At 72.6% G+C, this 23,963-nt stretch carries 22 protein-coding genes, 1 pseudogene and 1 riboswitch; of the genes and pseudogenes, 12 read left to right on the top strand and 11 right to left on the bottom strand.

Going from position 1 to position 23,963, the window contains the following annotated elements:
• The first annotated feature begins 49 nt into the window (after window positions 1-49).
• The 5 genes from H1A17_RS05270 to H1A17_RS05290 all read left to right on the top strand — a co-directional run bounded on the left by H1A17_RS05270 (window position 50) and on the right by H1A17_RS05290 (window position 3,698).
• Window positions 50-940, top strand: coding sequence for an SDR family oxidoreductase (locus tag H1A17_RS05270; RefSeq protein ID WP_168222448.1), 891 nt, complete (start codon window positions 50-52; stop codon window positions 938-940).
• Window positions 941-1,040: 100 nt separating this feature from the next.
• Window positions 1,041-1,241: riboswitch (cobalamin riboswitch) on the top strand.
• 36 nt (window positions 1,242-1,277) lie between these two features.
• Window positions 1,278-1,922, top strand: a complete 645-nt coding sequence (gene bluB, locus H1A17_RS05275; protein WP_194821209.1) for a 5,6-dimethylbenzimidazole synthase — start codon at window positions 1,278-1,280, stop codon at window positions 1,920-1,922.
• A 73-nt stretch (window positions 1,923-1,995) separates the two neighbouring features.
• Complete coding sequence (locus H1A17_RS05280) at window positions 1,996-2,340, top strand: hypothetical protein (protein WP_194821210.1); 345 nt, start codon at window positions 1,996-1,998, stop codon at window positions 2,338-2,340.
• 132 nt (window positions 2,341-2,472) lie between these two features.
• The gene (locus H1A17_RS05285) at window positions 2,473-3,036 is read left to right on the top strand and encodes a hypothetical protein (protein ID WP_194821211.1); all 564 of its coding nucleotides are present in this window, start codon (window positions 2,473-2,475) and stop codon (window positions 3,034-3,036) included.
• Window positions 3,037-3,254: 218 nt separating this feature from the next.
• Window positions 3,255-3,698 carry a hypothetical protein gene (locus tag H1A17_RS05290; protein ID WP_194821212.1) on the top strand — a complete coding sequence of 148 codons (444 nt, stop codon included), beginning with the start codon at window positions 3,255-3,257 and terminating at the stop codon, window positions 3,696-3,698.
• Window positions 3,699-3,797: 99 nt separating this feature from the next.
• Here the strand turns inward: H1A17_RS05290 and H1A17_RS05295 are convergent, their stop codons facing one another.
• On the bottom strand, window positions 3,798-4,397 hold the full coding sequence (locus H1A17_RS05295) for a TetR/AcrR family transcriptional regulator (RefSeq protein ID WP_194821213.1): 600 nt from the start codon (window positions 4,395-4,397) through the stop codon (window positions 3,798-3,800).
• Window positions 4,398-4,499: 102 nt separating this feature from the next.
• Between H1A17_RS05295 and H1A17_RS05300 the strand changes: the two genes are divergently transcribed.
• Both H1A17_RS05300 and H1A17_RS05305 read left to right on the top strand, forming a co-directional pair.
• The gene (locus H1A17_RS05300) at window positions 4,500-5,570 is read left to right on the top strand and encodes a hypothetical protein (RefSeq protein WP_194821214.1); all 1,071 of its coding nucleotides are present in this window, start codon (window positions 4,500-4,502) and stop codon (window positions 5,568-5,570) included.
• A 147-nt stretch (window positions 5,571-5,717) separates the two neighbouring features.
• Window positions 5,718-6,626 (top strand): methyltransferase, encoded by a 909-nt coding sequence (locus H1A17_RS05305; protein WP_194821215.1) that lies wholly within the window; start codon window positions 5,718-5,720, stop codon window positions 6,624-6,626.
• A gap of 18 nt (window positions 6,627-6,644) precedes the next feature.
• Here H1A17_RS05305 and H1A17_RS05310 read toward each other — a convergent pair whose 3' ends face one another.
• Window positions 6,645-8,516 carry a cell wall metabolism sensor histidine kinase WalK gene (locus H1A17_RS05310; protein ID WP_194821216.1) on the bottom strand — a complete coding sequence of 624 codons (1,872 nt, stop codon included), beginning with the start codon at window positions 8,514-8,516 and terminating at the stop codon, window positions 6,645-6,647.
• Window positions 8,509-9,198, bottom strand: coding sequence for a response regulator transcription factor (locus H1A17_RS05315; RefSeq protein ID WP_145919251.1), 690 nt, complete (start codon window positions 9,196-9,198; stop codon window positions 8,509-8,511). Before H1A17_RS05315 ends, H1A17_RS05310 begins: the two co-directional genes overlap by 8 nt.
• Window positions 9,199-9,333: 135 nt before the next feature.
• Between H1A17_RS05315 and H1A17_RS05320 the strand changes: the two genes are divergently transcribed.
• Complete coding sequence (locus tag H1A17_RS05320) at window positions 9,334-10,635, top strand: alpha/beta hydrolase (protein WP_194821217.1); 1,302 nt, start codon at window positions 9,334-9,336, stop codon at window positions 10,633-10,635.
• A gap of 125 nt (window positions 10,636-10,760) precedes the next feature.
• On the opposite strand, the gene H1A17_RS05325 is transcribed toward H1A17_RS05320, so the two are convergent.
• The 3 genes from H1A17_RS05325 to H1A17_RS05335 are packed head-to-tail and all read right to left on the bottom strand — an operon-like array spanning window position 10,761 to window position 13,673.
• The gene (locus H1A17_RS05325; protein ID WP_145919253.1) at window positions 10,761-11,585 is read right to left on the bottom strand and encodes an ABC transporter ATP-binding protein; all 825 of its coding nucleotides are present in this window, start codon (window positions 11,583-11,585) and stop codon (window positions 10,761-10,763) included.
• A gap of 43 nt (window positions 11,586-11,628) precedes the next feature.
• Window positions 11,629-12,651, bottom strand: a complete 1,023-nt coding sequence (locus H1A17_RS05330; RefSeq protein WP_145919254.1) for an iron chelate uptake ABC transporter family permease subunit — start codon at window positions 12,649-12,651, stop codon at window positions 11,629-11,631.
• On the bottom strand, window positions 12,648-13,673 hold the full coding sequence (locus H1A17_RS05335; RefSeq protein WP_194821218.1) for an iron ABC transporter permease: 1,026 nt from the start codon (window positions 13,671-13,673) through the stop codon (window positions 12,648-12,650). Before H1A17_RS05335 ends, H1A17_RS05330 begins: the two co-directional genes overlap by 4 nt.
• A 103-nt stretch (window positions 13,674-13,776) precedes the next feature.
• On the opposite strand from H1A17_RS05335, the gene H1A17_RS05340 reads away from it, so the two are divergent.
• Together H1A17_RS05340 and H1A17_RS05345 are read left to right on the top strand one after the other, a co-directional pair.
• Window positions 13,777-14,826, top strand: a complete 1,050-nt coding sequence (locus H1A17_RS05340; RefSeq protein ID WP_194821219.1) for an iron-siderophore ABC transporter substrate-binding protein — start codon at window positions 13,777-13,779, stop codon at window positions 14,824-14,826.
• Window positions 14,823-15,734 (top strand): siderophore-interacting protein, encoded by a 912-nt coding sequence (locus tag H1A17_RS05345; RefSeq protein WP_145919257.1) that lies wholly within the window; start codon window positions 14,823-14,825, stop codon window positions 15,732-15,734. Before H1A17_RS05340 ends, H1A17_RS05345 begins: the two co-directional genes overlap by 4 nt.
• Here the strand turns inward: H1A17_RS05345 and H1A17_RS35280 are convergent.
• A complete protein-coding gene (locus H1A17_RS35280; RefSeq protein WP_145919258.1) occupies window positions 15,676-16,707 on the bottom strand; it encodes a LacI family DNA-binding transcriptional regulator in 1,032 nt (343 codons plus the stop codon). The two genes, H1A17_RS05345 and H1A17_RS35280, sit on opposite strands and share 59 nt — an antisense overlap.
• Window positions 16,708-16,781: 74 nt before the next feature.
• Here H1A17_RS35280 and H1A17_RS05355 point away from each other — a divergent pair, with 74 nt between their 5' ends.
• Window positions 16,782-17,774: a P1 family peptidase gene (locus H1A17_RS05355; protein ID WP_145919259.1), complete on the top strand. Its 993-nt coding sequence runs from the start codon at window positions 16,782-16,784 to the stop codon at window positions 17,772-17,774.
• A gap of 38 nt (window positions 17,775-17,812) precedes the next feature.
• Here the strand turns inward: H1A17_RS05355 and H1A17_RS05360 are convergent, their stop codons facing one another.
• Window positions 17,813-18,496: a trypsin-like serine protease gene (locus H1A17_RS05360; RefSeq protein ID WP_168222449.1), complete on the bottom strand. Its 684-nt coding sequence runs from the start codon at window positions 18,494-18,496 to the stop codon at window positions 17,813-17,815.
• A gap of 327 nt (window positions 18,497-18,823) precedes the next feature.
• On the opposite strand from H1A17_RS05360, the gene H1A17_RS05365 reads away from it, so the two are divergent.
• Window positions 18,824-19,738, top strand: a complete 915-nt coding sequence (locus H1A17_RS05365; protein WP_145919261.1) for an aminoglycoside phosphotransferase family protein — start codon at window positions 18,824-18,826, stop codon at window positions 19,736-19,738.
• An 18-nt stretch (window positions 19,739-19,756) separates the two neighbouring features.
• Here the strand turns inward: H1A17_RS05365 and H1A17_RS05370 are convergent, their stop codons facing one another.
• From H1A17_RS05370 to H1A17_RS05380, 3 genes and pseudogenes are all read right to left on the bottom strand, one after another.
• A complete protein-coding gene (locus H1A17_RS05370; protein WP_145919262.1) occupies window positions 19,757-20,626 on the bottom strand; it encodes an NAD(P)-dependent oxidoreductase in 870 nt (289 codons plus the stop codon).
• Between the two features lie 61 nt (window positions 20,627-20,687).
• Window positions 20,688-22,655, bottom strand: coding sequence for a translation factor GTPase family protein (locus H1A17_RS05375; RefSeq protein WP_194821220.1), 1,968 nt, complete (start codon window positions 22,653-22,655; stop codon window positions 20,688-20,690).
• 252 nt (window positions 22,656-22,907) lie between these two features.
• Window positions 22,908-23,374 (bottom strand): annotated as a pseudogene (locus tag H1A17_RS05380) (inositol monophosphatase family protein); the annotation flags it as partial.
• Between the last annotated feature and the right edge of the window lie 589 nt (window positions 23,375-23,963).

The following is a 23,963-nucleotide window of genomic DNA, read 5'->3' on the forward strand; positions in this document are numbered from 1 at the left end:
GTCACTTCCTTCGGTTGACGTTGTCATCTCAATGGCGCAGACTAGAGAGATGACAACGTCAACTGAAACTCGGGAACTCGTGGTCGTGACCGGCGCCTCGACCGGCATGGGTGCGGCCACCGCGCGGGAACTGGCCCGCCGCGGCTTCCACGTCCTCGCCGGCGTACGACGCGACAGCGACGCCACGGCCCTGCGGGCCGACCGCATCGAGCCGGTGATCCTCGACATCACCGACCCCGACCACGTCGCCGCGCTCGCCGCCCGGGTCGGGCGGGACCCGCTGCCGCTGCGGGCGCTGGTCAACAACGCCGGCGTCCCCGGCGCCGGCCCGGTCGAGGTGATGCCGCTGCACGAATGGCGGCGCATCTTCGAGGTGAACCTCTTCGGCCACGTCGCCGTCACCCAGGCCCTGCTTCCCGCCCTGCTGCGCGGCAGGGGACGCGTCGTCAACATCAGCTCCCTCAACGGCAGGATCTCCATGGCCGGCTACGGGCCGTACGCCGCCAGCAAGTTCGCGATGGAGGCGATGAGCGACGCGTTGCGCAACGAACTGGCCCCCCACGGCGTGCAGGTGGTGGTGGTCGAGCCGGGCGGCGTCCAGACCGAGATGTCCCGCGTCGGCCTCGCCGCCCTCGGTCGCCTCGACGACACGATGACCCCCGAGCAGAACGAACGCTACGGCGCCCTGATGCAGGCGATACCCTCCCACGTGGCGGCGTTCACCAGGGCCGGGGTGACCTCCACCGTCGCCGCGAAACGGATCGCCGCGGCGGTGACCGACCGCAGGCCCCGCACCCGCTACACCATCGGCGCGACGGCTGCCTTCCTCATCCGGGCCTCCCGTATCCTCCCCGACCGGACGCTCGACCGGATGACGACCTCCGACCTGCGCAGGCACTACCCGACCGGGAACCGTCGCCGGACGACCGCCAGCCGGTGAACGCCGAGGCCGGCGTCAGCGGCCCACCGTCACCCGGCTGCCGGGCCGTATCCGGCGACCACCTCGGGCACGAGGTACGTGATCCACCGGTAGCATCGGCGGCGGCACGAACGTGCGAGGTGCCCCGCGTGGTGCGGGGAGAATCGGGAAGCCGGTGTGAATCCGGCACGGGCCCGCCGCGGTGACCGGGGAGCGACCGTCCAGGCGCGAGGAGCGCAGCCACTGGCCGTACGGCTGGGAAGGCGGACGGGTCGGCGTTGATCCGGGAGTCCGAAGACCGGCCTCGCGTCGACCGCCCACCCGTCCGGGGTGGGCCGAGCGCAGCGGGAGCCTGCCTGTGGAACTCTACGACGCCATCCACCGCCGCCGGGACGTCCGGGCCGAGTTCACCGGGGAGCCGGTGCCGGCCGGCACCCTGCACCGGATTCTCGACGCCGCGCACGCCGCGCCCAGCGTCGGCTACTCGCAGCCGTGGGATTTCGTCCTGGTCCGGGACCCTGCCGTCCGCCGCCGGTTCCACCGGCACGTGCAGGCCGAGCGGGCGACGTTCGCCGCCACCCTGGACGGTGCCGCGGCCGACCGGTTCGCGCGCATCAAGATCGACGGGGTGCTGGAGTCGACGCTGTCGGTCGTCGTCACGTACGACCCGCGGCGCGGGGGCCCGGCGGTGCTCGGGCGGCACGCCATCGCCGACGCGGGCCTCTACTCCGTCTGCCTGGCCATCCAGAACCTCTGGCTCGCCGCCACCGCCGAGGGGCTGGGCGTCGGGTGGGTGTCCTTCTACCGGGAGTCGTTCCTCGCCGAACTGCTGGGCGTGCCGGCCGGCATCCGGCCGGTGGCCTGGCTCTGCGTCGGGCCGGTCACCCACCTGGCGGCCGTGCCCGACCTGGAACGGCGCGGGTGGCGGCGACGCCGGCCCCTCGCCGAGGCGGTGCACCACGACCGCTGGCTACGACGGGTGCCTGACCGACCGAACAGCTAATTCGGGTACGTCGATGCAACAGTTAGGCTGACGTCGCGCTCAGTCGTTACCCGGCTACGTTGGGAGGAGTTCCATGCGTACCACCGTCACGGCCCTGGCTACATCCGCGCTTGCCGCCCTGGGCCTCGTGGCCGCCGGGGCCACGCCGGCCCTCGCCGCCGCACCGGCGCCCTTCTGCGAGTCCGGCGCTTCGCAGTTCTACTGCGACGGCAGCAGCACCGGCACGACGACCTGGAGCATCACCTGGTACTCCGGCAGTGTCGGCACCTTCACGACCGCCGGGTCGACCCTCTTCGCCGCCTGCCCGGCCAGCAACCTCGGCCACCCCGTGCGGGCCAGCTACAGCTACGTCGACGGCGGCACCACCCAGTACAGCGGCACCACCCAGTTCATCTGCCGCAGCGGCCCCTGGCAGTAGAGCCGTCCCACGTCCGGTGTACGCGTCACCCACGCGTGCGCCGGACCGGCTCGTGCTCCGGCCGCAGCTACTCCGCGCCTGCCGGACCCTCATGCTCGCCATGATCACCGCACGGTGCTGGAATGGGGCCCGATGACAGCCGAGCCGGTCCGCGAGGGGAGGTACGCGCGCATCGAGCGGGAGCGGCGGTTCCTGCTGGCCGGACCGCCGCTGCCGGCATCGGTCACCGCCAGCCGTCGCATCACCGACCGGTACCTGACAGGCACCCGGCTGCGCCTCAGGCGTGCCGAAAGCCCCGCCGACGGATCCCGCGAGTGCAAGCTCACCCAGAAGGTGCCCGCCGCGCGGCCGGGCCACATCCAGGGACTCATCACGAACGTCTACCTGTCCCCGGCCGAGTACGAACTGCTCGCCCGCCTGCCCGCCGCGACGCTGTCCAAGACCCGTCTGAGCGTCCCGCCGCTGGGCATCGACATCTTCGATCCGCCCCTGCACGGTCTGATCCTGGCGGAGGCCGAGTTCACCTCCGACGCGGCGGCACGCTCGTTCCTCCCACCCCCGCAGATCGTCGCCGAGGTCACCGACGACCTCCGGTTCACCGGTGGCTCACTCGTCCATGCCCACCGCGAGGACCTGCTCGGCTGGCTCGCCGACTACGGCATCACGCCAGCCCCTACCACCCCGTGGACCGCCTGAACCCCCTCGACCACCGGCACCGACGACTGCGCAGGTGGTTAATCCGCAGACGGTCCCGTGGGCGGTCGACGGCCGCAATCCGACCGGACGTCGGTCACCGCCGGCTACCGCGCCGAGCGCGGCGGCTACCGCGCCGACTCGGCTCGGTCGGGGAGTGGGGCGAGTCGAGGTGGTAGTTTTCCGCCCCTGTGCTGGGACAGTCGAGAAAGGACGTTCGGGTGACTGACGACCACTCCGGGGCCGGGTCCGCCGTCGAGGTGCCACGGCGACGACGTCGGTGGGTCATCCCGTCGGTGGTGGCCCTCGTGGTGCTCGCCCTGGGTGGCGGTGGTGCGGTGGCGTACCGGCAGCTCGCTGACCGGGAGGATGAGGATCCGGGGGTGACGGCCTGCCGGTCGGCCGGGTTCGTGGTGCGGGCCGCGCAGGGCGAGGTCACCCCTGATGACGAGGTGCGGCGGGTGGGGGAGTTGTTCCAGCGTTCCGCGCACGAGGATCTGCGGTCCGCGGGGGTCTTCGCGGTGGGCACGGTGCAGCGGGCGCAACGGGCGCAGGATCCGCGCGATGCGCCGGAGACGGTGAAGTTGCGGCAGGTCAACCTCGCCGCCGCAGTCCCCAGGTTGATCGCTGCCTGTGCGGAGCACCAGGTCACCGTCAAGGGATAGCCGTGGACGTCGGCGTCGCTGCGGCCTGACGTACGGTCGCGGCGACGCCCGGACCCGACGGGCGGCATCCGGACAGGGTCGGACCCGCTCGTGCCGGACTCACCCTTCCGGGGCGACCTGACCGTTCGAGGTGGGCAGCCCTTCCATCTCGGTCCGCAAGGTCGCTAGTGCGGTGTCGATGATGTCGGCGAGCCGGCGACCGTCGTCGGTGTCGAGCCATGCGGCGACGGACACGTACATCAGGGTTCCCGCCGTCTCGGCGAGCAGGTCGGCCCGCAGCGGGTCGAGGCCGCCGGCGCGGAAGCCGTCCCGCATCACCTGGGCCAGCATCGCGCGCTTGTGCTGGTCGCGTTCGCGCAGCCCCGGGTCGGACGCCACGATGGCGCGCCGCTGCCGCAGGTCGTCCTTGCGGCCTTCGAAGTACGTCTCGGCGAGCGTGCGCAGGCCCGCGACGATGAACGCCAGCGGTTCGTCGGCGGGCGCCGTGGCCATGATCTGCTTGGCGAAGGCGCCGATCTCGGCCTCGTCCGCGAAGAGCACCTCGCGCTTGTCGGCGAAGTGCCGGAAGAACGTGCGCGTCGTCAGGCCGGCCCGCGCGGTGATCGCCGGCACCGTGGTCGCGGCGAAGCCCTGCTCGGCGAAGAGTTCGAGCGCCGCCTGCCGCAGCCGCTCGCGGGCATCCGGTCGCCACCTTGCCATGATCCGAGTGTAGCCGTGATGACATCGCGTGTCGTCGCCGGTATGGTGATGACACGGCGTGTCGTCACTGGGGCGGATGCCGCACCAGGGCGGAGCTGTGCCATGACCGACGTGTGGATCCTCGGCGGCACCGGCCGCAGCGGGCGCGCTATCGCGGCCGAACTGCGCCGACGGAACATCGAGCCGGTGCTGGTCGGCCGGGACGCCGAACGGCTCAAGGCCGCCGCCGGCGGGCTGCCGACGATGGTGGCCGGTTCGGTCCGCGAGACCGTGGCCGCGATCCGCCGGGAACGGCCGGCCGTGGTGGTCAACACCGTCGGACCGTTCATCGAGACGGCCCTGCCCCTGCTGGACGCGTGCCTCCCGACCGGCCACTACCTCGACCTCGCCAACGATCTGGCCTCGGTGTCGGCGGTCCTCGGCCGGCACGGCGAGTTGACGGCAGCGGGGCGCACGGCCGTCACGGGAGCCGGGTTCGGCGTGACCGCCACCGAGAGCGTCGTGGTGAAGCTCTGCCAGGGGCGGCCGACACCCCGGCGGGTCCGGGTCGACATGGTGCCCTCGTTGGCCACCGAGGACGGCGTGGTCGGCGACGCCCTGGCCGCGACGATCGTGGAGGGCATCCCCGGAGTCGAGGGCGGTGGGCGGTTCCAGGGCCGCCGGTACCGCGACGGACGACTCACCCCCGCCCCGCTCGCCGGCGACCCGATGAAACTGGTCCTTCCCGACGGGTCCACGGTGACCACCGCCGGCATGCCGCTCGGCGAGCTGATGGCCGCCCAGCGGGCCAGCGGCGCAGCGGACGTGCTCGCCGCATCGAGCGAGGCCCCGTCCTCCCCGGTGATGCGCGCGGTGCTGCCCGTGGCGACCGCCCTGCTCGCGATCGGCCCGGTGCGCGCCCTCCTGCGGCGACGGCTCGCCACGGTACCGACCAGGGCCCGCCCGAAGCCCCGCGAGCACTCCTGGGGCCACGCCGTCGTGGAATGGCCGGACGGCAGCATCCGCGAGGGCTGGCTGCGGGTCGGCGAGGCCCAGTCCTGGACGGCGACGGTGCCCGCCGAGGTGGTCCGGCGGCTGCTGGACGGTCAGGGGAAGCCGGGCGCGTACACGCCGGCGGCGCTGTTCGGGTCGACCCTCGCCGAGGCGTGCGGCGGCGCGTACCAGGTGCGGTGAACCACTGACGGGTCCCCGTGACCGGGCCAGCCGCCGGTCGCGAGCCGCCGACTCGTCGTGCACGGTCCGACGAGACCGCTCGTCCCGTGTCTGGTTTCATCCGGCGTCGTACTGGCACCGGAGGCGGTCGGTCGTGAGGATGGGGGTGTGAGTTCACCGAAGCCCCTCACCGGCCCCGGGTCCGGGCCGCAGCCGACCGTGGGTGGGCGGGTGGACCCGGCGGGCGGGGAGTCCGGCTTCCCATCACCGCGTCCCGGCGGGTCTGCTCCGGATCGCCGCTATCTGCTCGACAACGCGCGGGTGGAGGCTGGCGAGCGGTTCACCTGGTTGGCTGAGCTGTTCGACGGTGTCACCATGGGGCACGTCGACCGGCTCGGAATACGGGCGGGCTGGCGCTGCTGGGAGGTCGGCGCCGGTGGCCCCGGCATCCCGCAGGCGCTGGCGGCGGCCGTCGGCCCCTCCGGTCACGTGCTGGCCACGGACATCGATCCCGCCTGGTTGGGCCCGCGAGGTGGGTACGAGGTGGTCCGGCACGACATCGGCGCGGATCCGCCGCCGCAGCCGGGGACCTTCGACCTGGTGCACGCCCGGCTCGTGCTCGTCCACGTGCCCGACCGTGCCCGGGCGTTGGCGACGATGGTGGCGGCGTTGCGGCCCGGCGGCTGGCTTCTCGTCGAGGACGCCGACACCGAGTTGCAGCCGCTGGCCTGCCTCGACGAGGTCGGCCCGGCACAGCGGCGCGCCAACCGGCTACGCCGGGCGGTCCGGGAGTTGTTGACCCGCCGGGGCGCGGACCTGCGCTTCGGCCGTACGCTGCCGGGGGCGTTGCGGGCGGCCGGTCTGGTCGGTGTCGGCGCGTCCGGCTGCTTCCCGGTCGGCGGGGTGGCCTGCGACCGGTTGGAGGCGGCGACGGTGCGGATGGTCCGCGCCGAGTTGCTCGCCGCGGGGTTGGCCACCGACGCCGAGATCGACGCGCACCTGGCCGCCGTCGGGGCCGGCGAGCTCGACCTCACCCTCGCGCCACTCATCTCGGCATGGGGACGCCGGCCGGGGTAGTCCCACGGCGGTGCGGGGTCAGGGTCGGTCGGGGAGCGGGGCAGGTCCGTGCGGCGGGTCGGCCTGCCCGGATGCGGCCGGAAGGCGAAGGGTGAACACCGCTCCCGTCCCGGCGGCGCCGGCGACCCCTGCGGTGCCGCCGTGTGACTCGGCGATTTTGCGGACGATGGCGAGCCCGAGACCGCTGCCGCCCGTTCGCCGGTTGCGGGACTTCTCGGCCCGCCAGAACCGTTCGAAGACGAGGTCACGCTGTTCCTCCGGAATCCCCGGCCCGGTGTCGGCCACGACGATCTCGGCGTACGCTGCCTGGTGCCGGGCGGAGAGCGTGACCTGGCCGTCGGCGGGGGTGTGCCGGATCGCGTTGGTGACCAGGTTGCCGATGGCCTGCCGGAGCCGGATCGGATCGGCGTCGACCGTGCCGGGTGCGGCATCGACGACCAGCGCGACCCCGGCGGACTCGGCGGCGGGAGCGAAGGCGTCCGCGACCTCGCGCAGCAGTTTGGGCACCTCGACCTGTCGCCGGTGCAGTGTCAGCTCGCCCGCGTCGGCTGCGGCGAGATCCTGAAGGTCGTCGATGACGTGCTGGAGTAGCAGCGCCTCGTCCAGCAGCGAGCTGACCAGGTCCACATCGAGTTCGACCACCCCGTCCTCGGCTGCCTCCAACCAGCCGCGGATGTTCGTCACCGGCGTACGCATCTCGTGGGCGATGTCGCCGACCATGTCGCGGCGCAGTTGCTCGACCCGGCACCGCTGTTCGGCCATCTCGTTGAACGCGTTGCCGAGCCGGGCGATCTCATCGCGTCCGGCGACCCGGACCCGTGCCGTGGTGTCGCCGTTGCGCATCCGCCCAGCCGCGGCGGTCAACGCGTGTAGTGGTCGGACCAGGCGTACCCCCACCAGCACCGTGACGCCGACCGCGACGAGCAGCACCACCCCGGCCACCCCGAAGATCCGCAACCGGTTGGCCGGGGTGAGGTCGAAGGCGCCGACCGGCACCGGGGTACCCGGGTCGGTGACGAACAGCAACACGGGTGGCGCGACGTGGTCGGCGATCTGGGTGCGTCGGGCCGCGGCGACACAACCGTCGACGTCGTCGCGTCGTTCGGTGGTGATCGGGCCGGACCCGGCCGGGGTCCACTGTCCGTCGAGGTCGGTCCGCACCGCCGGTATCCGCTGGCGGCCCAGGCAGGTGTTGACCAGGTCGTCGAGCTGGTCCAGCGCTCGTCGCTCGGTGGTGGTCGGCTCAGCCAACGCGTCGAACTCCCCGGCGCACCGCGCGTCGCCGGTGACGGTGGCGCCTCGGGACGCGATGCGGGGCCGGCCGCTGGGGGCGACGACGATCTCCGCATCGGTACGGACCGGAAACAACCCTTCCGCCGCGGTCAGCGGGGCCAGGTCGACCGGACCGTGCAGACAGTCCAGTGCCCTCACCGCCAATCGGCGTAGCGCGGTCCGTTCGGCGTCCGGTAGCTGGTACGGGCCGGTGGCCCGCGCGTCGATGCCGCCGGCTCCCGCCGTGCCCGCCAGATCGGTGTCGACGTCGAGCGGGTCGACGGTGGCGGAGGCCCGTTGCGGCAGGGCTCCCGCACCGGACGCGGCGAGCGGGGTGCGGTTGCGGTCGGTCAGGACGATCCGTCGCTCGGTGTCCGCCGCGAGGGACCGCACCAGTGGCGACACGCCCGTCCAGTCGTGGTGCGTCGCGGCGTGCCCGAGCAGGGCGTCGTAGATCCGCGCGTCGTCGGCGAGCGCCCGGCCGCGCTCCTGTTGCAGGGCCCGGGTCGTGTCGCGTACGGCGAGCCAGGCGGTCGCCGAGATCGAGAGTACGGAGATGACCACGCTGAGGGCGAGCAGCCGGACCAGGAGGCTGCCGCGTCCGCACCACTCAGCCATCGGCGAGTTTGTATCCGATTCCGTACACGGTGAGTAGCCGTGCCGGGCGTCGCGGATTCGTCTCGATCTTCCGGCGCAGGTTCATCACGTGCACGTCGACCGTGCGGGCGGTGACGTACGAGTCGAGCCCGTGCAGCCGGCGGAGCAGTTGGTCGCGGCTGAACGCTCTACCCGGCTCCGCAGCGAACGTGCTCAACAGGGCGAACTCGCCCGGGGTGCACACCACCGGGGTGCCCGCGACGGTGACCTCGTGGCGTACCGGATCAAGGAGAAGGTCGCCCACCCGCAGGGGCGGCGCGACGGGCCGCGCAGCCGCGGACCGGGTCCGGCGGAGCAGGGTGCGCACCCGCGCCGCCAGTTCCCGCGGGCTGTACGGCTTCGTCAGGTAGTCGTCGGCGCCCAGGTCCAGGCCCAGCAGAAGGTCGTCCTCGGTGCTGCGGGCGGTGACCATCAGCACCGGCACCTCGGAGTCCCGACGCAGGATGCGGCACACGTCGAGGCCGTCGACGCGCGGCATCATGACGTCCAGCACCAGCAGGTCCGGCGGGCGGTGGCGGATCTCGTCCAGCGCGGCCCGGCCGTCGTGGACCACCGACACCCGGTGGCCCTCGTGCTCCAGATACCGCCGGAGCAGTTCGGCCTGTTTGGGGTCGTCCTCGGCGACGAGCACGTTCGCGTTCACGGCGGCGAGTCTAGGAGGCGTCAGAACATCGAAACAGGTAGAGAACGGGACCACTACCGGATCACCACAGGTTCCTGACAAGGGTTCGCCAGGATGTGGCACGTACCAGCCCCGGTCCCCGTGAAGGAGAAAAGGTTGTCATTGCTGAAGGGCCTGGCCGCAGTGGCCCTGGTCGCCGCCGGCCTCGTGCCCACGTCACCCGCCCAGGCGAAGGACCGCACCTATCCGGTCAGGTCGCTCGACTACACCCTCGGCGACCGCGCGTTCACCGTCGCCGGTTTCCACACCGACGGCCCGGACTCGTCGACCCTGGCACCGATCGAGCTGACCGGCAACGTGCACTACCCGGCCGCCGGCAACGGGCCGTTTCCGCTGGTGGTGCTCTCGCACGGCTACTGGTCCACCTGCGCCGACCGGGCTGCCGACGCCGAGGCGGCTCGTATCGAGAAGGAGTCGCCAGCCGACTACTACGACGACCCGCGCTGGTTGGACGCCATCCACCGGCTCTGGCAGTGGCCCTGCGCGCCCGGTGTCGCAGCACTGCCCAGCTACCGAGGCTACGACTACCTCGCCCGGCAGCTCGCCGCCCAAGGAATGGTCGTCGTCTCGATCAGCGCCAACGGGATCAACGCCGGTCAGATCGGCACCGAGGCCGACAACGCCCGCGCGAAGCTCATCAACAAGCATCTCGCGCTCTGGACCGAACTGGCCCGCACGGGCCGTGGCGCCCTGGCCGGCCACTTCAACGGCCCGACCCCGGACGTCAAAGGCAGGATCGACTTCTCGCGTACGGGGACACTCGGCCACTCACGCGGCGGCCGTGCGGTGGCCTGGCACGCCGCGGACGTCCACCGCGTCGACCTTCCGGCAGGCGTACGCGTGGCCGGCGTCCTCGCCCTCGCCGCCGCCGGCTCGGGCACCGCCACCAACCCCGGTTCCCCGGATGCCAAGCTCTACCGGGTGACCTCGGCACCACTCGCGGTCTGGGTCGGCGGCTGCGACAGCGAGCAGGGTCTCGACTATGCGAAGCTGGCGACCGGTCACACGCGTGAGCCGGTCTACACCTGGCATGTCCGTGGCGCGAACCACAACTTCCTCAACACCCAGTGGTCCCCCGGGAGCGGGCAGGTCGGCGCCATCGACGACCAGGGCTTCGGTCCGGCACCGGGCTGGTGTGGCACCCCGACGTCCCCGGACTGGGACCCGGACAGCGGCACCCCCGAACCGCCGATCGAGTGGTCGCACGTGACCCGCAAACTGACCGAGACCGAACAGCGCCAGGTCAGCGCCGGATACGTCACCGCGTTCTTCCGTTGGGTGCTCCTGGGCGACCGGCAGGCCGAGGCGGTCGTCAGCGGCGGCGTCCACCCGTACGCCTCGTTCACCGTGGTCGACGCCGAGAAGATCGTTCCCCGACCCCGGCGGGGCCCGCGCTAGCGCCGCACGGCGGTGAAGCCCCCGTCGGTCATGACTGGTAGGTAGCGATGTCCAGGGCCGGGGCTTCCGCCGCCGACCGGGCGGGCTGCCGCATCGGCGGCCCGCCCTCGGCGGGGGTGGTCCGCTCATCCACCGGGCGCCACCACGGGGCTGCTCGGGTGGGGGCGGGACGACTCGGGGAACACCGCAGGCGTGCCCGTCACCGGATCGGGCACGATCCGGCAGCGCAACCCGAACACGTCGGCGACGAGGTCCGGGGTGAGCACCGCCGACGGGTGACCGGTCGTGGTGACCTGGCCGTGGCGCAGCACCACCAGGTCGGTGGCGTAGCGGGCCGCCTGGTTGAGGTCGTGCAGGACGGCCACCACGGTCCGGCCACCGGCGTGCAGGTCGGCGAGCAGGTCGAGGACCTCGTACTGGTGGGCGATGTCGAGGTAGGTGGTCGGTTCGTCGAGCAGCAGGATCGGGGTGTCCTGCGCCAGCAGCATGGCCAGCCAGGCGCGTTGCCGTTGGCCTCCGGAGAGTTCCGTCAGCACCCGGTCGCCGAGGTCGGTGGTCCCGGTGGCGGCCAGCGCCGCGGTGACCGCCCGGTCGTCCTGCGACGTCCAGCGGCTCAGCGCCGACCGGTGCGGGTGCCGCCCGCGCAGCACCAGATCGGTGACGGTCATCCCGGCCGGTGCCTCGATGCCCTGGGGGAGCAGCCCCACGGTGCGGGCGTACTGCCGCCGGCTGTAGCCGCGCACGTCGCGGCCGAGGACGGCCACCCGGCCCCCGCCCGGCCGCAACACCCGGGCGATGGTGCGCAGCAGGGTCGACTTGCCGCAGCCGTTGGGTCCGATGAAGACGGTGAAGCTTCCCTCGGCGATCCGCAGGGAGACGTCCCGGCAGACGGTCCGGCGGTCGTAGCCGACGGTGACCGAGTCCAGTTCGATCGTGGGCGGGGCGGTCATGGTTGCCTCCGGGGTGGCGGTGCGGTGCGGGACGGGCGGCGGCTCACCCGGGCCTGCCTCGCCAGGTCCAGGCCAGGACGAGAGCCAGGTAGCCGCCGCCGACGACGCCGGTGACCGCGCCGACGGGCAGTTGCTGCCCGGGGACGAGTCGTTGGGCGAGCTGGTCGGCGGCGAGCAGCAGCACGGCGCCGAACACCGCGCTCGTGGTCACCAGGGGAGCGGCGACGCGGGTGAGCCGGCGGGCCAGGTGGGGGGCGGCCAGGGCGACGAAGCCGACCGGCCCGGCGCCGGCGACCCCGACGGCGGTCAGCGCGACCGCCAGGGCCGTCGCGGTGAGCCGTTGCCGGCGTACGGGGACGCCGAGGCTGAGTGCCTTGTCCCCGCCGTTCTCGATGAGCCGCAGCCCCCGGGCCGTCAGGACGGCGGGCGGCAGCAGCACCGCGAGCGCGCCGAGCAGCAGTGGCAGGTGCGGACCGCTGCCGTTGAGGCTGCCGACGAGCCAGACGGCGGCGTTCTGCGCGTCGGTCACCTCGGCGCGGGTCAGCAGGTACGCGTTGACGGAGGTGAGCAGGGCGGACAGGCCGATCCCGACGAGGATGAGGCGCTGCCCGGTCCCGCCGAGCAGCAGGGCCGCCCCGGCGACGGCGGCACCGCCGAGCACCGCGCCCACGGCAGGGGTGAGTCGGGTGTCGTGGAGCACCAGCAGGACGACGAGCGCGCCGGTGGCGGCGCCGACGGTGAAGCCGACGATGTCGGGGCTGCCGAGGGGGTTGCGGCTGGCGCTCTGGAAGAGGGCGCCGGCCGCGCCGAGGGCCGCCCCGACGGCGAGCGCGGTGCCGATCCGGGGGAGCCGCAGCTCGAACAGGACGAACCGCAGGCCGGCATCGCCGCCCCCGGTGAGCACCGGCCACAGGTCGTGCAGCGGGGTGGCGTACCGGCCACTGGCCAGGGCGACGACGGCCAGCCCGGTGCCGAGGGCCAGCGCGACGAGGCAGGCCAGGGTGGCGCGGCGGGTGTGCCGACGGCGGGTACGGCGACCGGGAGCGTTGGTCGGGGCGGTGGTCATGGGCGGGGAATCCTCCGGGCGCGGACCAGGGCGATGAACACGGGCGCGCCGATCGCGCCCATGACGATCGCGACCTCGATCTCGCCGGGGCGGGCCAGGAGCCGGCCGATCACGTCGGCGGTGATCAGCAGGATCGGGCCGAGCAGGCAGGCGTAGGCGACGATCCACCCGAGCCGGGGGCCGCAGATCGCCCGGGCGGCATGGGGGACGGCGAGCCCGAGGAAGCCGATGGGGCCGGCCACGGCGGTCGCGCCGCCGCAGAGCAGGGTGGTGGCGACCAGCGCGAGCAGCCGGGTGCGGCCGGGGCTGACGCCCAGCGCGGTGCCGCCCTCGTCGCCGAAGCGCAGCACGTCCAGCGGCCGGATCACGCCGACGGTGACGAGCAGGCCGGCGAGCAGCGCCGGTGCTGCCGTGAGCAGGGCGGACGGCGGCTGGTCGGCGAGGCTGCCGACGGCCCAGAAGCGGTACCTGTCGAATGCGGTCTGGTCGATCAGGGTGACGCCGGCGACGGCCCCGGTCAGGCAGGCGCCGACGGCTGCGCCGGCCAGGACCAGCCGGCCGTCCTCGGCCCGGCCCGGGCCCCGGGTGCCGCCGATGGCGGTGACCAGGCTGGCGGCGAGGCCCGCGCCGAGCAGGGCGAGCAGCAGGTGTCCGCGCTGGCCGGTGACCCCGGCGAGGATGCCGGCGACCACGGCGGCGGCGGCTCCGGCGTTGACGCCCAGCAGCCCGGGGTCGGCGAGGGGGTTGCGGGTGAGTGCCTGCATCAGGGTGCCGGCCAGGGCCAGGGCCGCTCCGACGCAGATCGCGATCGCCGTACGGGGCAGCCGGACCTCCCAGACGATCAGGCCCGCCTCGCTGTCGCCGTGGGCGAGGAGTTCCCGTAGCACGGTGCCGGTCGTCAGGGGCAGCGCGCCGACGGCGAGGCTGGCGGCGATCGCGGCCAGCAGGGCGAGCGCGCAGGCGAGCAGCCCGGCGGCGAGCAGGCGGGGGCGGCGTAAGCCGGCGGGGGTGGCGACCGACACTGTGACTCACTTCATGGTGGAACGTTCCATCACTGGCTAAGGTAAACCTACCCTAAGCCACTGGGAACGTCGTTCTCGCTGCCCCTCCTGAGGATCGAATGCCATGTCACACTCCCGCCCACGCCGGCTGAGCACTGTCCTGACCGCCGCCGCACTGATACTCGCCGTGCTGGTGGCCGGCGGTTGCGCCGCCGACGGGGCGAGCCCCGCCGAGCCCGCGTCCGGATCGTCCGACGCCGCGTTCCCCACCACCCTCACCCACGCCTTCGGCGCGACCACCCTCACCGCCAAGCCCGAACGGATCGTGGTGGTGGGCCTCAAGGAGCAGGACTACTTCCTCGCCCTCGGCGAGGTGCCGGTGGCGATCCGCGACTGGTACGGCAACATGCCGAACGCGACCTGGCCGTGGGCCCGGGAGCGGCTCGGCACGGCCAGGCCGGAGGTGCTGGCCCGCGCCGAACTCGACTACGAACAGATCGCCGCGCTGCGCCCCGACGTCATCGTCGGGCTCTCCTCCGGCATGTCCCGGCAGGAGTACGACCTGCTCACCAAGATCGCCCCCACCGTCGCCCAGCCCGCCGGCGACGGCAGTTGGGCGGTGACCTGGCAGCAGATGAGCCGGGCCGCCGGACAGATCACCGGCCGCAGCGCCGAGGCCGAGAAACTCGTCACCGACCTGGAACAGCGGATCGCCTCGGTCGCCGGCGCCCATCCCCGCCTCAAGGGCGCACGCACCGTGTTCGCCTCCACCTACGAGGGCCAGTACTACCTGTTCAGCCCCGAGACCACCGCCTCGAAGGTCCTGCTCGACCTCGGGCTGACCATGGCACCCGAGGTCACCACCCTCACCGCGAACGCCAACCAGTCCGCCACCATCAGCCGCGAACGGTTCGACCTGGTGGACGTGGACGTCGCCGTCTGGTCCGAGGCGGCCACCGACCCGGGCGTGACCACCCTGCTCGGCGACCCGCTCTACATCCGGCTGGACGTCCGCACCCAAGGCCGGGACGTCTTCCTCGGCACCGAGGCCAACGGCGCGCTGGCGTTCGCCTCCGTGCTGAGCCTGCCCTACGTCCTGGACAAGATCGTCCCCGCGCTCGCCCTCGCGGTCGACGGCGACCCGGCCACCCGTTCGGAGTACAGCGCGCCATGACCGACACACTCACCCGACCCGGCTTCTGGACCGCCACCGTGCACGAGGTACGGCGGCTGACCCCGCACCTGCAACGGATCGTCCTCGGCGGCCCCGACCTCGCCCACTTCCCCTGCCTGGGCGCACCGGACGAGTCGGTGACGCTCTACTTCCCCCGCCCCGGCGAGGCGGCCCCGCCGCCGATGACCCTGCGCGGCGAGGTGTGGGGCTACCACGACGAGCAGCACCCGCCCCTCGGCCGCAACTACTCCGTCCGCGCCGTCGACCCCGCCGGGGCGCGGCTGACCATCGACTTCGCCCTGCACGATCACGGCCCCGCCACGTCCTGGGCGCGGCAGGCCGAGACCGGCGCCGGTCTCCTGCTGTGGCGGTGCCGCGCCTGGTTCCGTCCCCCCGCGGACACCCGCTGGCTGGTGCTCGCCGCCGACCTGTCCGGGCTGCCCGCCGCGACCCGTGCCGTCGCGGAACGCACCCCCGGCCTCCCGGTCCGGGTGCTGGTGGACCTGCCGGACCTGGCCGACGCCCGGGACCTGCTCGCTGCGGCCGGCGACGACCCCACCGTGCACGTCGACGTACGGGTCGGGGTCGGCAACGGCCACGGCCCGGGCAGCCTCGTCGACCGGCTGCGGGAGACCACGCTGCCCGACGGCCCCGGCTACGTGTGGGTCGCGGGCGAGGCCGGGGAGTGCCGAACGGCCCGGTCCGTGCTGCGCACCGTGCACCGGCTGCCCCGCGACCGCGCCGTCTGCGTGGGCTACTGGCGCACCGACGCCGCCGAGTGGGAACGCCGCTACGCCCGCTTCCGCCCCGTCCTCGACCAGGTCTACCAGGACGGCCTCGCGGCCGGACTCAACCCGGTGGAAGCGGGCGACCGGATGGAGGAGGCGCTGGAACGGATGACCCGGTGACCGGCCCCCGGGTCGACTCCCGCCACCACAGGTGGACCGGATGCTCGTAGACCCCACCCGGGCCGCCACCGGTCACGTCGTCGAGCAGGTCGGCGCAGCGACGGCCGGCGTCCAACGGCGACAGGTCGAGCGCGGTGACCGGCGGTTGGCCCAGCCGCAGCGCGCTCGACTCGGTGGCGCTGGCCAGCAGGACGTCCCGCCCGACCCGACGGCCGAGCCGGTGCAGCACCTGCACGGCCGTCGGCGCGGTGTCCACCGAGGCGCACACCAGGGCGTCCACCCCCGGCGCGGCGAGCACCTGCTCGACCGCCCGGGACACCTCCGCCGGCGACGGCACCCACGGATGGTGCGCCACCACGGGGGCGACGCCGTGCCGGGCGCACCAGTCCCGGTGCGCCGCCGCCAACTGGGCCGCCCAGTCACCCGTCTGCGGTGGCACCACGAGGGCGGGACGCCGGGCCCCGGCCCCGGCCATCCGGTCCAGCAGCCCGGTGAGCGCCCGGTGGTGGTCCGCCCAGAGCACGACGTCCGCGTGCATCCCGACCGGGGGCCGTTCGAAACACACGACCGGCATGCCACCCTGCATCAGGACCGGCACGAACGCGTCGTCCCGGTGCGGATCGGCCACGATCACCCCGTCGAGCGCGCGGGGCGACCGGCGTTCCGAGGCGGTCAGGATCGAGACGTCCCGGTCGCGGGCGGCGGCACGTTCCATGACGCCGAAGACGAACCGCATGTAGAACTCCGACGTGGACGGCACGCCCGGAACGTAGACCCCGATGACGCCGGTGCGCCCGCCCCGCAACTGCCGGGCCGCCCGGTTGGGGACGTAACCCAGTTCCTCCATCGCCGCGCGGACCCGCTCCCGGGTCGCCTCGGAGACCCTGCCGGAACACGACAGCACATTGGAAACGGTGGACTTGCCGACACCCGCCCGGCGCGCGACATCGTGCAGCGTGACGGGACGGGCCATCAGCCCAGTCTAGGTAACCGGGCGTCGGTCGGGACACGCCACCACCACACCCCCCACGGAAGACGGTGATCCTCATGTCCGAGCACCATCCGGCCCCGCCGCGTACGACGTCACCCGTCGGCAACGACCACCGGCGGCGACCCGCGGTGCTCGGTGCGGCGGGCGACGGATGGGTCGACTTCGACCTGCCCGGCGTGGCGATCGGCACCGCCGAGTACCCCGACGGCCCGACCGGCGTCACCGTGCTCAGCATCCCTGGCGGCGCGCGTACCGCCGTCGACAAGCGGGGCGGGGCCGTCGGGGTCAGCGGCGGCTTCCCGTACCACCACGCGTTGTGCTTCGCCGGCGGGTCGAGCTTCGGACTCGCCGCGGCGTCAGGTGTCTACGACGAACTGCTCCGCCGCACCGGCTACGCCACCGACTTCGGCAGCCTGCCGGTGGTGTCCGGGGCCGTCGTCTACGACTTCGCGCCCCGGGACAACGCCATCTACCCCGACGCCGGGCTCGGTGCCGACGGGCTGCGCGCGGTACGCGCCGACCGGGTGGCCGTCGGGCGGGTCGGCGCGGGTGTCGGCGCAACTGTCGGCAAGGTCGACAATGCCCGCGCCGAGTGGGGCGGGCAGGGTGCCGCCTTCGCCCGCGTCGGCGCGGCCCGGCTGCTGGTGCTGACCGTGGTCAACGCCATGGGGGTGATCGTCGACCGCGACGGCGGGATCGTGCGGGGCAACCTCGACCCGGCGACCGGCCGGCGTCGCCACCCGGCCGAGGACTACGCCGAGTTGGTCGCGGCGGCCACCCCGGACCCCGCGCCCACCGGCGGGAACACCACCCTGACCGCCGTGGTCACCAACGTCCGGATGACCGACACCGAACTCGCCCAGTTCGCCACCCAGGTGCACAGCTCCATGCACCGGGCCATCCAGCCGTTCCACACCATCGCCGACGGTGACACCCTGTTCGCCCTGACCACCGACGAGGTGACGATGCCCGCCCCGTCGCTGCGGCTGGGCACGGTCGCCGCCGAACTGGCCTGGGACGCCGTCCTCTCCAGCGTCAACGCCGCCTGACGACGACCCGTCCCGGTCGCCGGGCGATCAGACCGGGTTCAGTCGATTCCGTCGACCCCGCTGACGCTCTTGATCCAGCCGGCCAGGAAACCGGTGGGGACGGACAGTCCACCCAGCGCGTCGTCGGAGTGGGTGAACACGGCCTGGACGCGGTTGTTCTGCCAGACCGCCGCCCCGGAGTCGCCGTCCAGGGGGACCCCGTTGAGTCCCTCCAACTCCAGCTCCGACCCGATGGATCGCTCGACCCGCAGGTTGCACACCCGCAGGGTCGACGCCGGTGGCCCGTTCGTCTCGGTCTGCCCCCAGCCGCGGATGGCTACGGTGACCCCGGTCTTGAGCAGAGCCGTGTCTCGGCTGTAGGGAACGACGAGATTGCTCTGGGTGACGTTCGACGCCAGATGCAGGACCGCCATGTCGTAGCCCTTCGGCGCCGCCGCCGTGCCGTCGACGATGATGCGCTGACCGCTGCCGAGACGCTTGTCGCCCGCCTTGACCACGAGGCGGCTGCTGTGGAGGCAGTGTGCCGCGGTGAGCACGTAGCGCACATGGATGAGCGAGCCGGTACAGCGGAAGTCGGCCCCTCCGTTGTTCCAGATCTGCACCTGCCCGTGCAGTGACGACGTGGTGGTGCCGCCGGCGATCGCCGATGCGGGGGTCTGCGGACCGACCACCAGCACGGCTCCGCACAGCACGGCGAGAAAAGCTCTACGAAAGTGATTCACCGACACTCCTCCGTGCATGTGGAAACAGCAGACTCGCGGCAGAAATCGGGAGACGCGGATGGTGTGACGTGCGGTTGCCTACAGCAGGCACATCCCCGCCCGCCCGGCGCGGTCCGGGCACTCTCTCTGCACCCCGATGAGCCGAACGGTCCGACCGCGGTGTCAGCATGCCCGATCCAGGCACTGTCCACAATCACCACTGCGACTGACGCGCAACACGCGTGCTCCCGTCGCGGGAACCAGGCCGCGAGTTCCCGGCCGTCGTCGTCGCGACCGGCCGGTGACGAAGGCCCGCGAGACGCCTCTGCGGGACTACCGTTGTTCCGCATGACCCACCGGGAAGAGGAGATCACCGCGGAACTGGTCCAGGAGCTGGTTCGGGACCAACACCCCGACCTCGCCGGTCTTCCCGTCCGGCTGGGCGCACGCGGGTGGGACAACCAGATGTGGCGGCTCGGCGACGAGCTGGCTGTCCGGCTCCCCTGGGCGACCGACTGCGCGGACGCGCTGCTGCGCAAGGAGTTCACCTGGCTGCCCACCCTGGCCCCGCACCTTCCGCTGCCGGTCCCGGTACCGCAGCGCATCGGCACACCGTCCGACCGCTTCCCCCGGTTCTGGCTCGTCACCACCTGGGTGCCGGGTGTCCCCGCCGACCGGCACCCCGTCACCCGGGCCACCGACGCGGCGCACTCCCTGGCCACCTTCCTCACCGCACTGCACCAGCCTGCCCCCACCGGCGCTCCGACCGGCGGCAGTCGGGGCGGCCCGTTGACCGACCACACCGAGGGATTCACCGCAGCGCTCACCGACGCCACCGGACGGGGCCTGATCCCCGACCCGGACGCCGTGCACGCCGTCTGGCACGACGCCGTCACCGCACCTGCCTGGGCAGGCCCGTTGCGCTGGCTGCATGCCGACCTGCACCCGGCCAACGTCCTCACCACCGACGGCACCCTCTGCGGCGTGATCGACTTCGGCGACCTCGGCACGGGCGATCCCGCCTACGACCTCGCCGCCGGATGGCTCCTGCTACCCGACCACGGCATCGACCACTTCCTCGGGGCCTACCAGCCGGCACCCGACACCGCCACCGTCCGTCGTGCCCGGGGGTGGGCCATGGCACGCGCCCTCGGTGGCATCCTGATCGGCGATGCCGGTGTCCACCACCGTCGCGGCGGCAAACCGTCCTGGGGTCCTCCCGCTCACGCCGCCATGCGACGCCTCACCCGCCACCACCGGTAGTCGGCCGTCGGAACAGCGTCACGGGACGAAGCTGGCGTGATAGGACGCCGCCATGTCCTCGTCGCCGTGACCCTGCGCGGCCGCGCGCCGGAACCGCTCCGCACCGGCGGCCAGGACGTCGAGGCGTACCCCGTGGTCCTCGCCGGCCGCGACGATCAGCCGGGCGTCCTTCTCGGCGGTCTCCACCGCGAAGCTCGCCGGCGACAGCCGGCCCTGCCGCACCAGGTCGGTCTTGGCGTGCAGGTAGCCCATGTCCAGCGGGCCGCCCTCGATCACCGCGAAGAAGCGGTCCGGGTCGACGCCGAGCGCCCCGGCCAACGCCAGCGTCTCGACCGCGCCGTGCGTCACCGTCAGGACCCAACTGTTCGCCACCAGCTTCAACCGCGTGCCGTCGCCCCGCGCGCCGTCCTCACCCAGCCACACCACCCGGGCCGCGATCGCGTCGAACACCGCGGTGAGCCTCTCCCGGCCGGTCTGCGGCCCGGCGGCGAGCACGGTCAATTGGCCGGCCTCGGCGGGCTGCCGGGTGCCGAGCACCGGCGCGTCGTAGAACGCCACCCGGTGCTCGGCGGCGACCTCGGCGAGCCCGGCCGTGTCGGCCAGGCCCACCGTGGTCGTCTGCAACCAGGCCGCGCCCGGCCTCAGCCCCGGTGCGGCCCGCCCGATCACGTCGCGGACGGTCGCCCCGTCGTACAGCATCGTGATGATCACGTCGGCGTCGCGTACGGCGTCGGCCGGGGTGTCCGCCACGGTCGCACCGGTGGCCGCCGCCTTGTCCGGGGACCGGTTCCACACGCGGACGACGTGTCCCGCCCGGACGAGATTGCGGGCCATGGCGGCGCCCATGATGCCCGCGCCCAGCACCCCTACGGTCAACTCGTCGGTCATGGGTCCATCCTCGCCCACGACCGGTCGCCTCACGTGGGTCGGCGCGGCGTCCGCGCGTCTGTCACCCCCGTCCGAGTACGTGGGTCAGGTATTCCCTGCGGTTCAGGGGGTTGCCGTCGGTGCGTGGTCGGACGGGTGGGGTGCCGGTGGTGCGGCGGTGGCCGGTGAGGGTGGAGACGAAGACACCTTCCCCGTGGGACAGGCCCGGTAGCTGCCGTTCGATGTCGTGGACGTTGCTCGCGGGGATCGTGCCCTGCAGGTGGCTGACCGGTCCGTGGGTGTCGCACCGGTCGACGACCGCGCGGGCGGCGACGAGCCGGGAGGTGACCGCGTGGACGGTGTCGTCGGGTACTTCCAGCTCGAACCGGTTCACCGGCTCGTGGACCGTGGTCCCCGCCGTGCGTAGGGCGGCCATCAGCACCAGTGGGGTGAGCCTGCGGAAGTCCCCGGCGGAGGTGATCGGGCTGGAGTACGCGGTGTCGGTCAGCGTGACGACGCAGTCGACGACCTCCCAGCCGAACAGTCCCTGCCGCAACGTGCGGCGGACGGTCTCCTCGATCGCCTTGTGGAAGGCGGCGGGCAGTCCACCGGGTTCGACGGCGATCCGGTACCGCACCCCGGTGCCGGGGGCGCCCGGTTCGATCCGCAGGCCGACGGTGGCGGCGAACTCGTTCTGCCAGATCACCTCCAATCCGTGACCGGTGCCCTCGACCTTCTCGACGTACACCGTGGTGGTTTCCTCGAAGGTCATCTCGATGCCGTGCCGGTCCAGCATCAGGCCCTTGACGACCTCGCGTTGGACCTCGCCGTAGAGCGCCACCGAGATGGTCCGGTCGGTCTCGTTGCGGCGCACGTTGATCAGCGGGTCCTCCTCGGCCAGACGGAGCAGGTGCTGGTAGAACTGCGCGTTCTGTTCGGGTCGGGCGGCCCGGACGACGGTCTCCAGGCTGGGTGGCGCGAAGAAGCCGCCGCTGGGGAGCCCGTCGGGTGAGCCGAGCTGGTCGCCGACCCGCACCTGCGCCAGCCCGTACACGGTGGCGATGTCGCCCGGTCCGGCCGCCGTCTCACGGGTGGTGGTGCCGTGCGCGAAGACCCGTACCGACGTCACCTTGCCGACTCCCTCGACCACCCCGCCGGTGCGGGCGCGGCGGTAGGTGTCGACCGGTTCCCGGGCGGCGAGCCGGCCGGAGTGCACCCGCGCGTAGGCGACCTTCTCCCCGCCGGGCGCCCAGTCGATTTTGAAGACGCTCGCCCGCAGCCGCGCCGACGGGTCGCCGGCCGAGGGCGGGAGGAGTTCCCTGATGGCGCGGAGCAGGTCGTCCACGCCCTCACCGGTCACGGCCGAGCCGAAGTACACCGGTACCACCTGCGCCCGGCGTACCTGACGCACCAGCTCCGCGCGGTAGTCGCGGTCGGTGAGCTGCGTGGTGTCACTGAGGTACGACTCGAGGAAGGTGTCGCTGACTTCGGCCAGCAGGTCGGCCACCGACGCGGCGCGTTCCCCCTCGGACAGCGGCAGGGGTATCGACCGCGCCTGCGCGGTGCCGGAACCGGTCACCGTGCTCATCGCCAGCCGGCGGGGAGTGAGTTTCCGCCCGATGTCGTCCAGCAGTTCGTGGTAGCGGGCACCACCGCGGTCGATCTTGTTGGCGAAGATGAGGACGGGAATCCGCAGGCGGGTCAGCGTCCGCATGAGAATGCGGGTCTGCGCCTGCACCCCTTCGACGGACGACACCACCAGAACGGCCCCGTCGAGCACCCGCAACGCCCGTTCCACCTCGGCGATGAAATCCGGGTGCCCCGGTGTGTCGATCAGATTGACCTGGAGACCGTCGATGGTGAACGACACCACCGCCGACCGGATGGTGATCCCACGACGTCGCTCCATCTCCATGGAGTCGGTCTGGGTGCTTCCGGCGTCGACGCTTCCGACCTGGTCGATGACGCCGGTGTGATGAAGAAGCCGTTCGGTCAGGCTCGTTTTTCCCGCGTCAACATGCGCGACGATCCCGATATTGAGGGAGCCCATTGATGAATGCCACCCTGGGGTAGATAGCCGACATGACCGTCCCGTCTGGTGCTCCGGACTGTCGGCGCATCCCACTCTCCTTACCGGGATCAGGGTGAAATGGTGAGCTACCCGAGCCGGAGCCTACCACCGGGGCCACCACGCGACGTCCGCATTCGAGTGCCGTCGATGTCGGTTCGCGGGCCGGGAAGTCCGGTGCGCGGACGCCCGGCAGTCCAGGGTGTCGGTGCCCGGCCCGGCGGTGTCCCACCTCTCGAGATTGACGTCCACCAGGCTGGACTCCGCCGACGGGACGAGTCGCTCGTCCACCCCGCCGTTGCGCAGGTACGCGGCGTCGCCGTCGGTCCAGAACACGTCCCCGGTGAACGGGTCCGCCGAGGCGGCCACGGTGACGGCGGTCCCCACCCGCAGGGCCACGTTGACCGCGACCAGCATGTTCCGTACGGCGAAGTTCAGCGTTCCGCACAGGGGATCGACGAGCCAGGTGCGGCCGTTGTCCGCCGGGCCGGTGCGTCCGCTCTCCTCGCCCGGCACGGCGTCGTCCGGTCGCGCGGCACGCAGGACGTCGATGATGGCCTGCTCGGCGTCGAGGTCGGCGGCGGTGGCGAAATCGCCCCCGGCCTTGTCGAAACGTGTCAGCGCGGAACCGTGGTAGAGCGGACGATCGCGGCACCGGCCTGCGCCCCATCGATGGCCAGGGTGGAGTCGGTGATCGACATGGATGCAGGGTAGGCGCTGCCGGGCCGCGATCGCCCGGCCCTTGATCGTGTCGAGCGCCCGCCCCGGAAATGCCGACCCCCATCGGCGGCTTCGTGTCCGGCGGCCGTCATCAGCCGCGTCTGCCCCGCTCATTGCGGGTTTCAGGAAGATCGCATTGATTGATCAATGGCAATTGATCAAGATATGTCCCGGTGGTTGGTATGACGTTCGACCAGGCTTTCCCTGTCGCCCTGTTGATGCTTGCGGTCCCGCTGCGCTTTGTTATACATTCCAAACGGTCCGTGAGGGCCGGTGTTACGTCAGACGTGCGTCCACCGCAACGACGCGACCGGCGCAGGCAGCGAGGATGGGACACAGTTACGGGGGGCAATAAGGGTCCATCGTCGGCGGCGACCGCGGGATAACCTCCCGAGCGGTGACCTGCGCGTATGCGGTCAGGCCGTCAGGCGTGTGGTAAGTGGCATGGCAGACGTCCACAGTCGTGGCGATCACCCTGGGATAATCGTCGCCTGATCCATCGCCTGGAACGTCATCTGCGGTATCCGTGCAGCCTCCGGCGGCCGGGAAAGTATCGATCTCCAATTGCTC

This window comes from Micromonospora sp. S-DT3-3-22 (genome assembly GCF_015354745.1).
Lineage (GTDB): Bacteria > Actinomycetota > Actinomycetes > Mycobacteriales > Micromonosporaceae > Micromonospora > Micromonospora wenchangensis.

What these genes read in the sequence shown, in the direction of transcription:
- H1A17_RS05270 (WP_168222448.1), top strand. Translation starts at nt 50, where the DNA reads ATGACAACGTCAACTGAAACTCGGGAACTCGTGGTCGTGACCGGCGCC.
- H1A17_RS05370 (WP_145919262.1), bottom strand. Translation starts at nt 20,626, where the DNA reads ATGACCGACGAGTTGACCGTAGGGGTGCTGGGCGCGGGCATCATGGGC.
- H1A17_RS05325 (WP_145919253.1), bottom strand. Translation starts at nt 11,585, where the DNA reads ATGACCGCCCCGCCCACGATCGAACTGGACTCGGTCACCGTCGGCTAC.
- H1A17_RS05375 (WP_194821220.1), bottom strand. Translation starts at nt 22,655, where the DNA reads ATGGGCTCCCTCAATATCGGGATCGTCGCGCATGTTGACGCGGGAAAA.
- H1A17_RS05295 (WP_194821213.1), bottom strand. Translation starts at nt 4,397, where the DNA reads ATGGCAAGGTGGCGACCGGATGCCCGCGAGCGGCTGCGGCAGGCGGCG.
- H1A17_RS05310 (WP_194821216.1), bottom strand. Translation starts at nt 8,516, where the DNA reads ATGGCTGAGTGGTGCGGACGCGGCAGCCTCCTGGTCCGGCTGCTCGCC.
- H1A17_RS05345 (WP_145919257.1), top strand. Translation starts at nt 14,823, where the DNA reads ATGACCGACACACTCACCCGACCCGGCTTCTGGACCGCCACCGTGCAC.
- H1A17_RS05355 (WP_145919259.1), top strand. Translation starts at nt 16,782, where the DNA reads ATGTCCGAGCACCATCCGGCCCCGCCGCGTACGACGTCACCCGTCGGC.
- H1A17_RS05365 (WP_145919261.1), top strand. Translation starts at nt 18,824, where the DNA reads ATGACCCACCGGGAAGAGGAGATCACCGCGGAACTGGTCCAGGAGCTG.
- H1A17_RS35280 (WP_145919258.1), bottom strand. Translation starts at nt 16,707, where the DNA reads ATGGCCCGTCCCGTCACGCTGCACGATGTCGCGCGCCGGGCGGGTGTC.
- H1A17_RS05340 (WP_194821219.1), top strand. Translation starts at nt 13,777, where the DNA reads ATGTCACACTCCCGCCCACGCCGGCTGAGCACTGTCCTGACCGCCGCC.
- H1A17_RS05285 (WP_194821211.1), top strand. Translation starts at nt 2,473, where the DNA reads ATGACAGCCGAGCCGGTCCGCGAGGGGAGGTACGCGCGCATCGAGCGG.
- H1A17_RS05300 (WP_194821214.1), top strand. Translation starts at nt 4,500, where the DNA reads ATGACCGACGTGTGGATCCTCGGCGGCACCGGCCGCAGCGGGCGCGCT.
- H1A17_RS05280 (WP_194821210.1), top strand. Translation starts at nt 1,996, where the DNA reads ATGCGTACCACCGTCACGGCCCTGGCTACATCCGCGCTTGCCGCCCTG.
- H1A17_RS05330 (WP_145919254.1), bottom strand. Translation starts at nt 12,651, where the DNA reads ATGACCACCGCCCCGACCAACGCTCCCGGTCGCCGTACCCGCCGTCGG.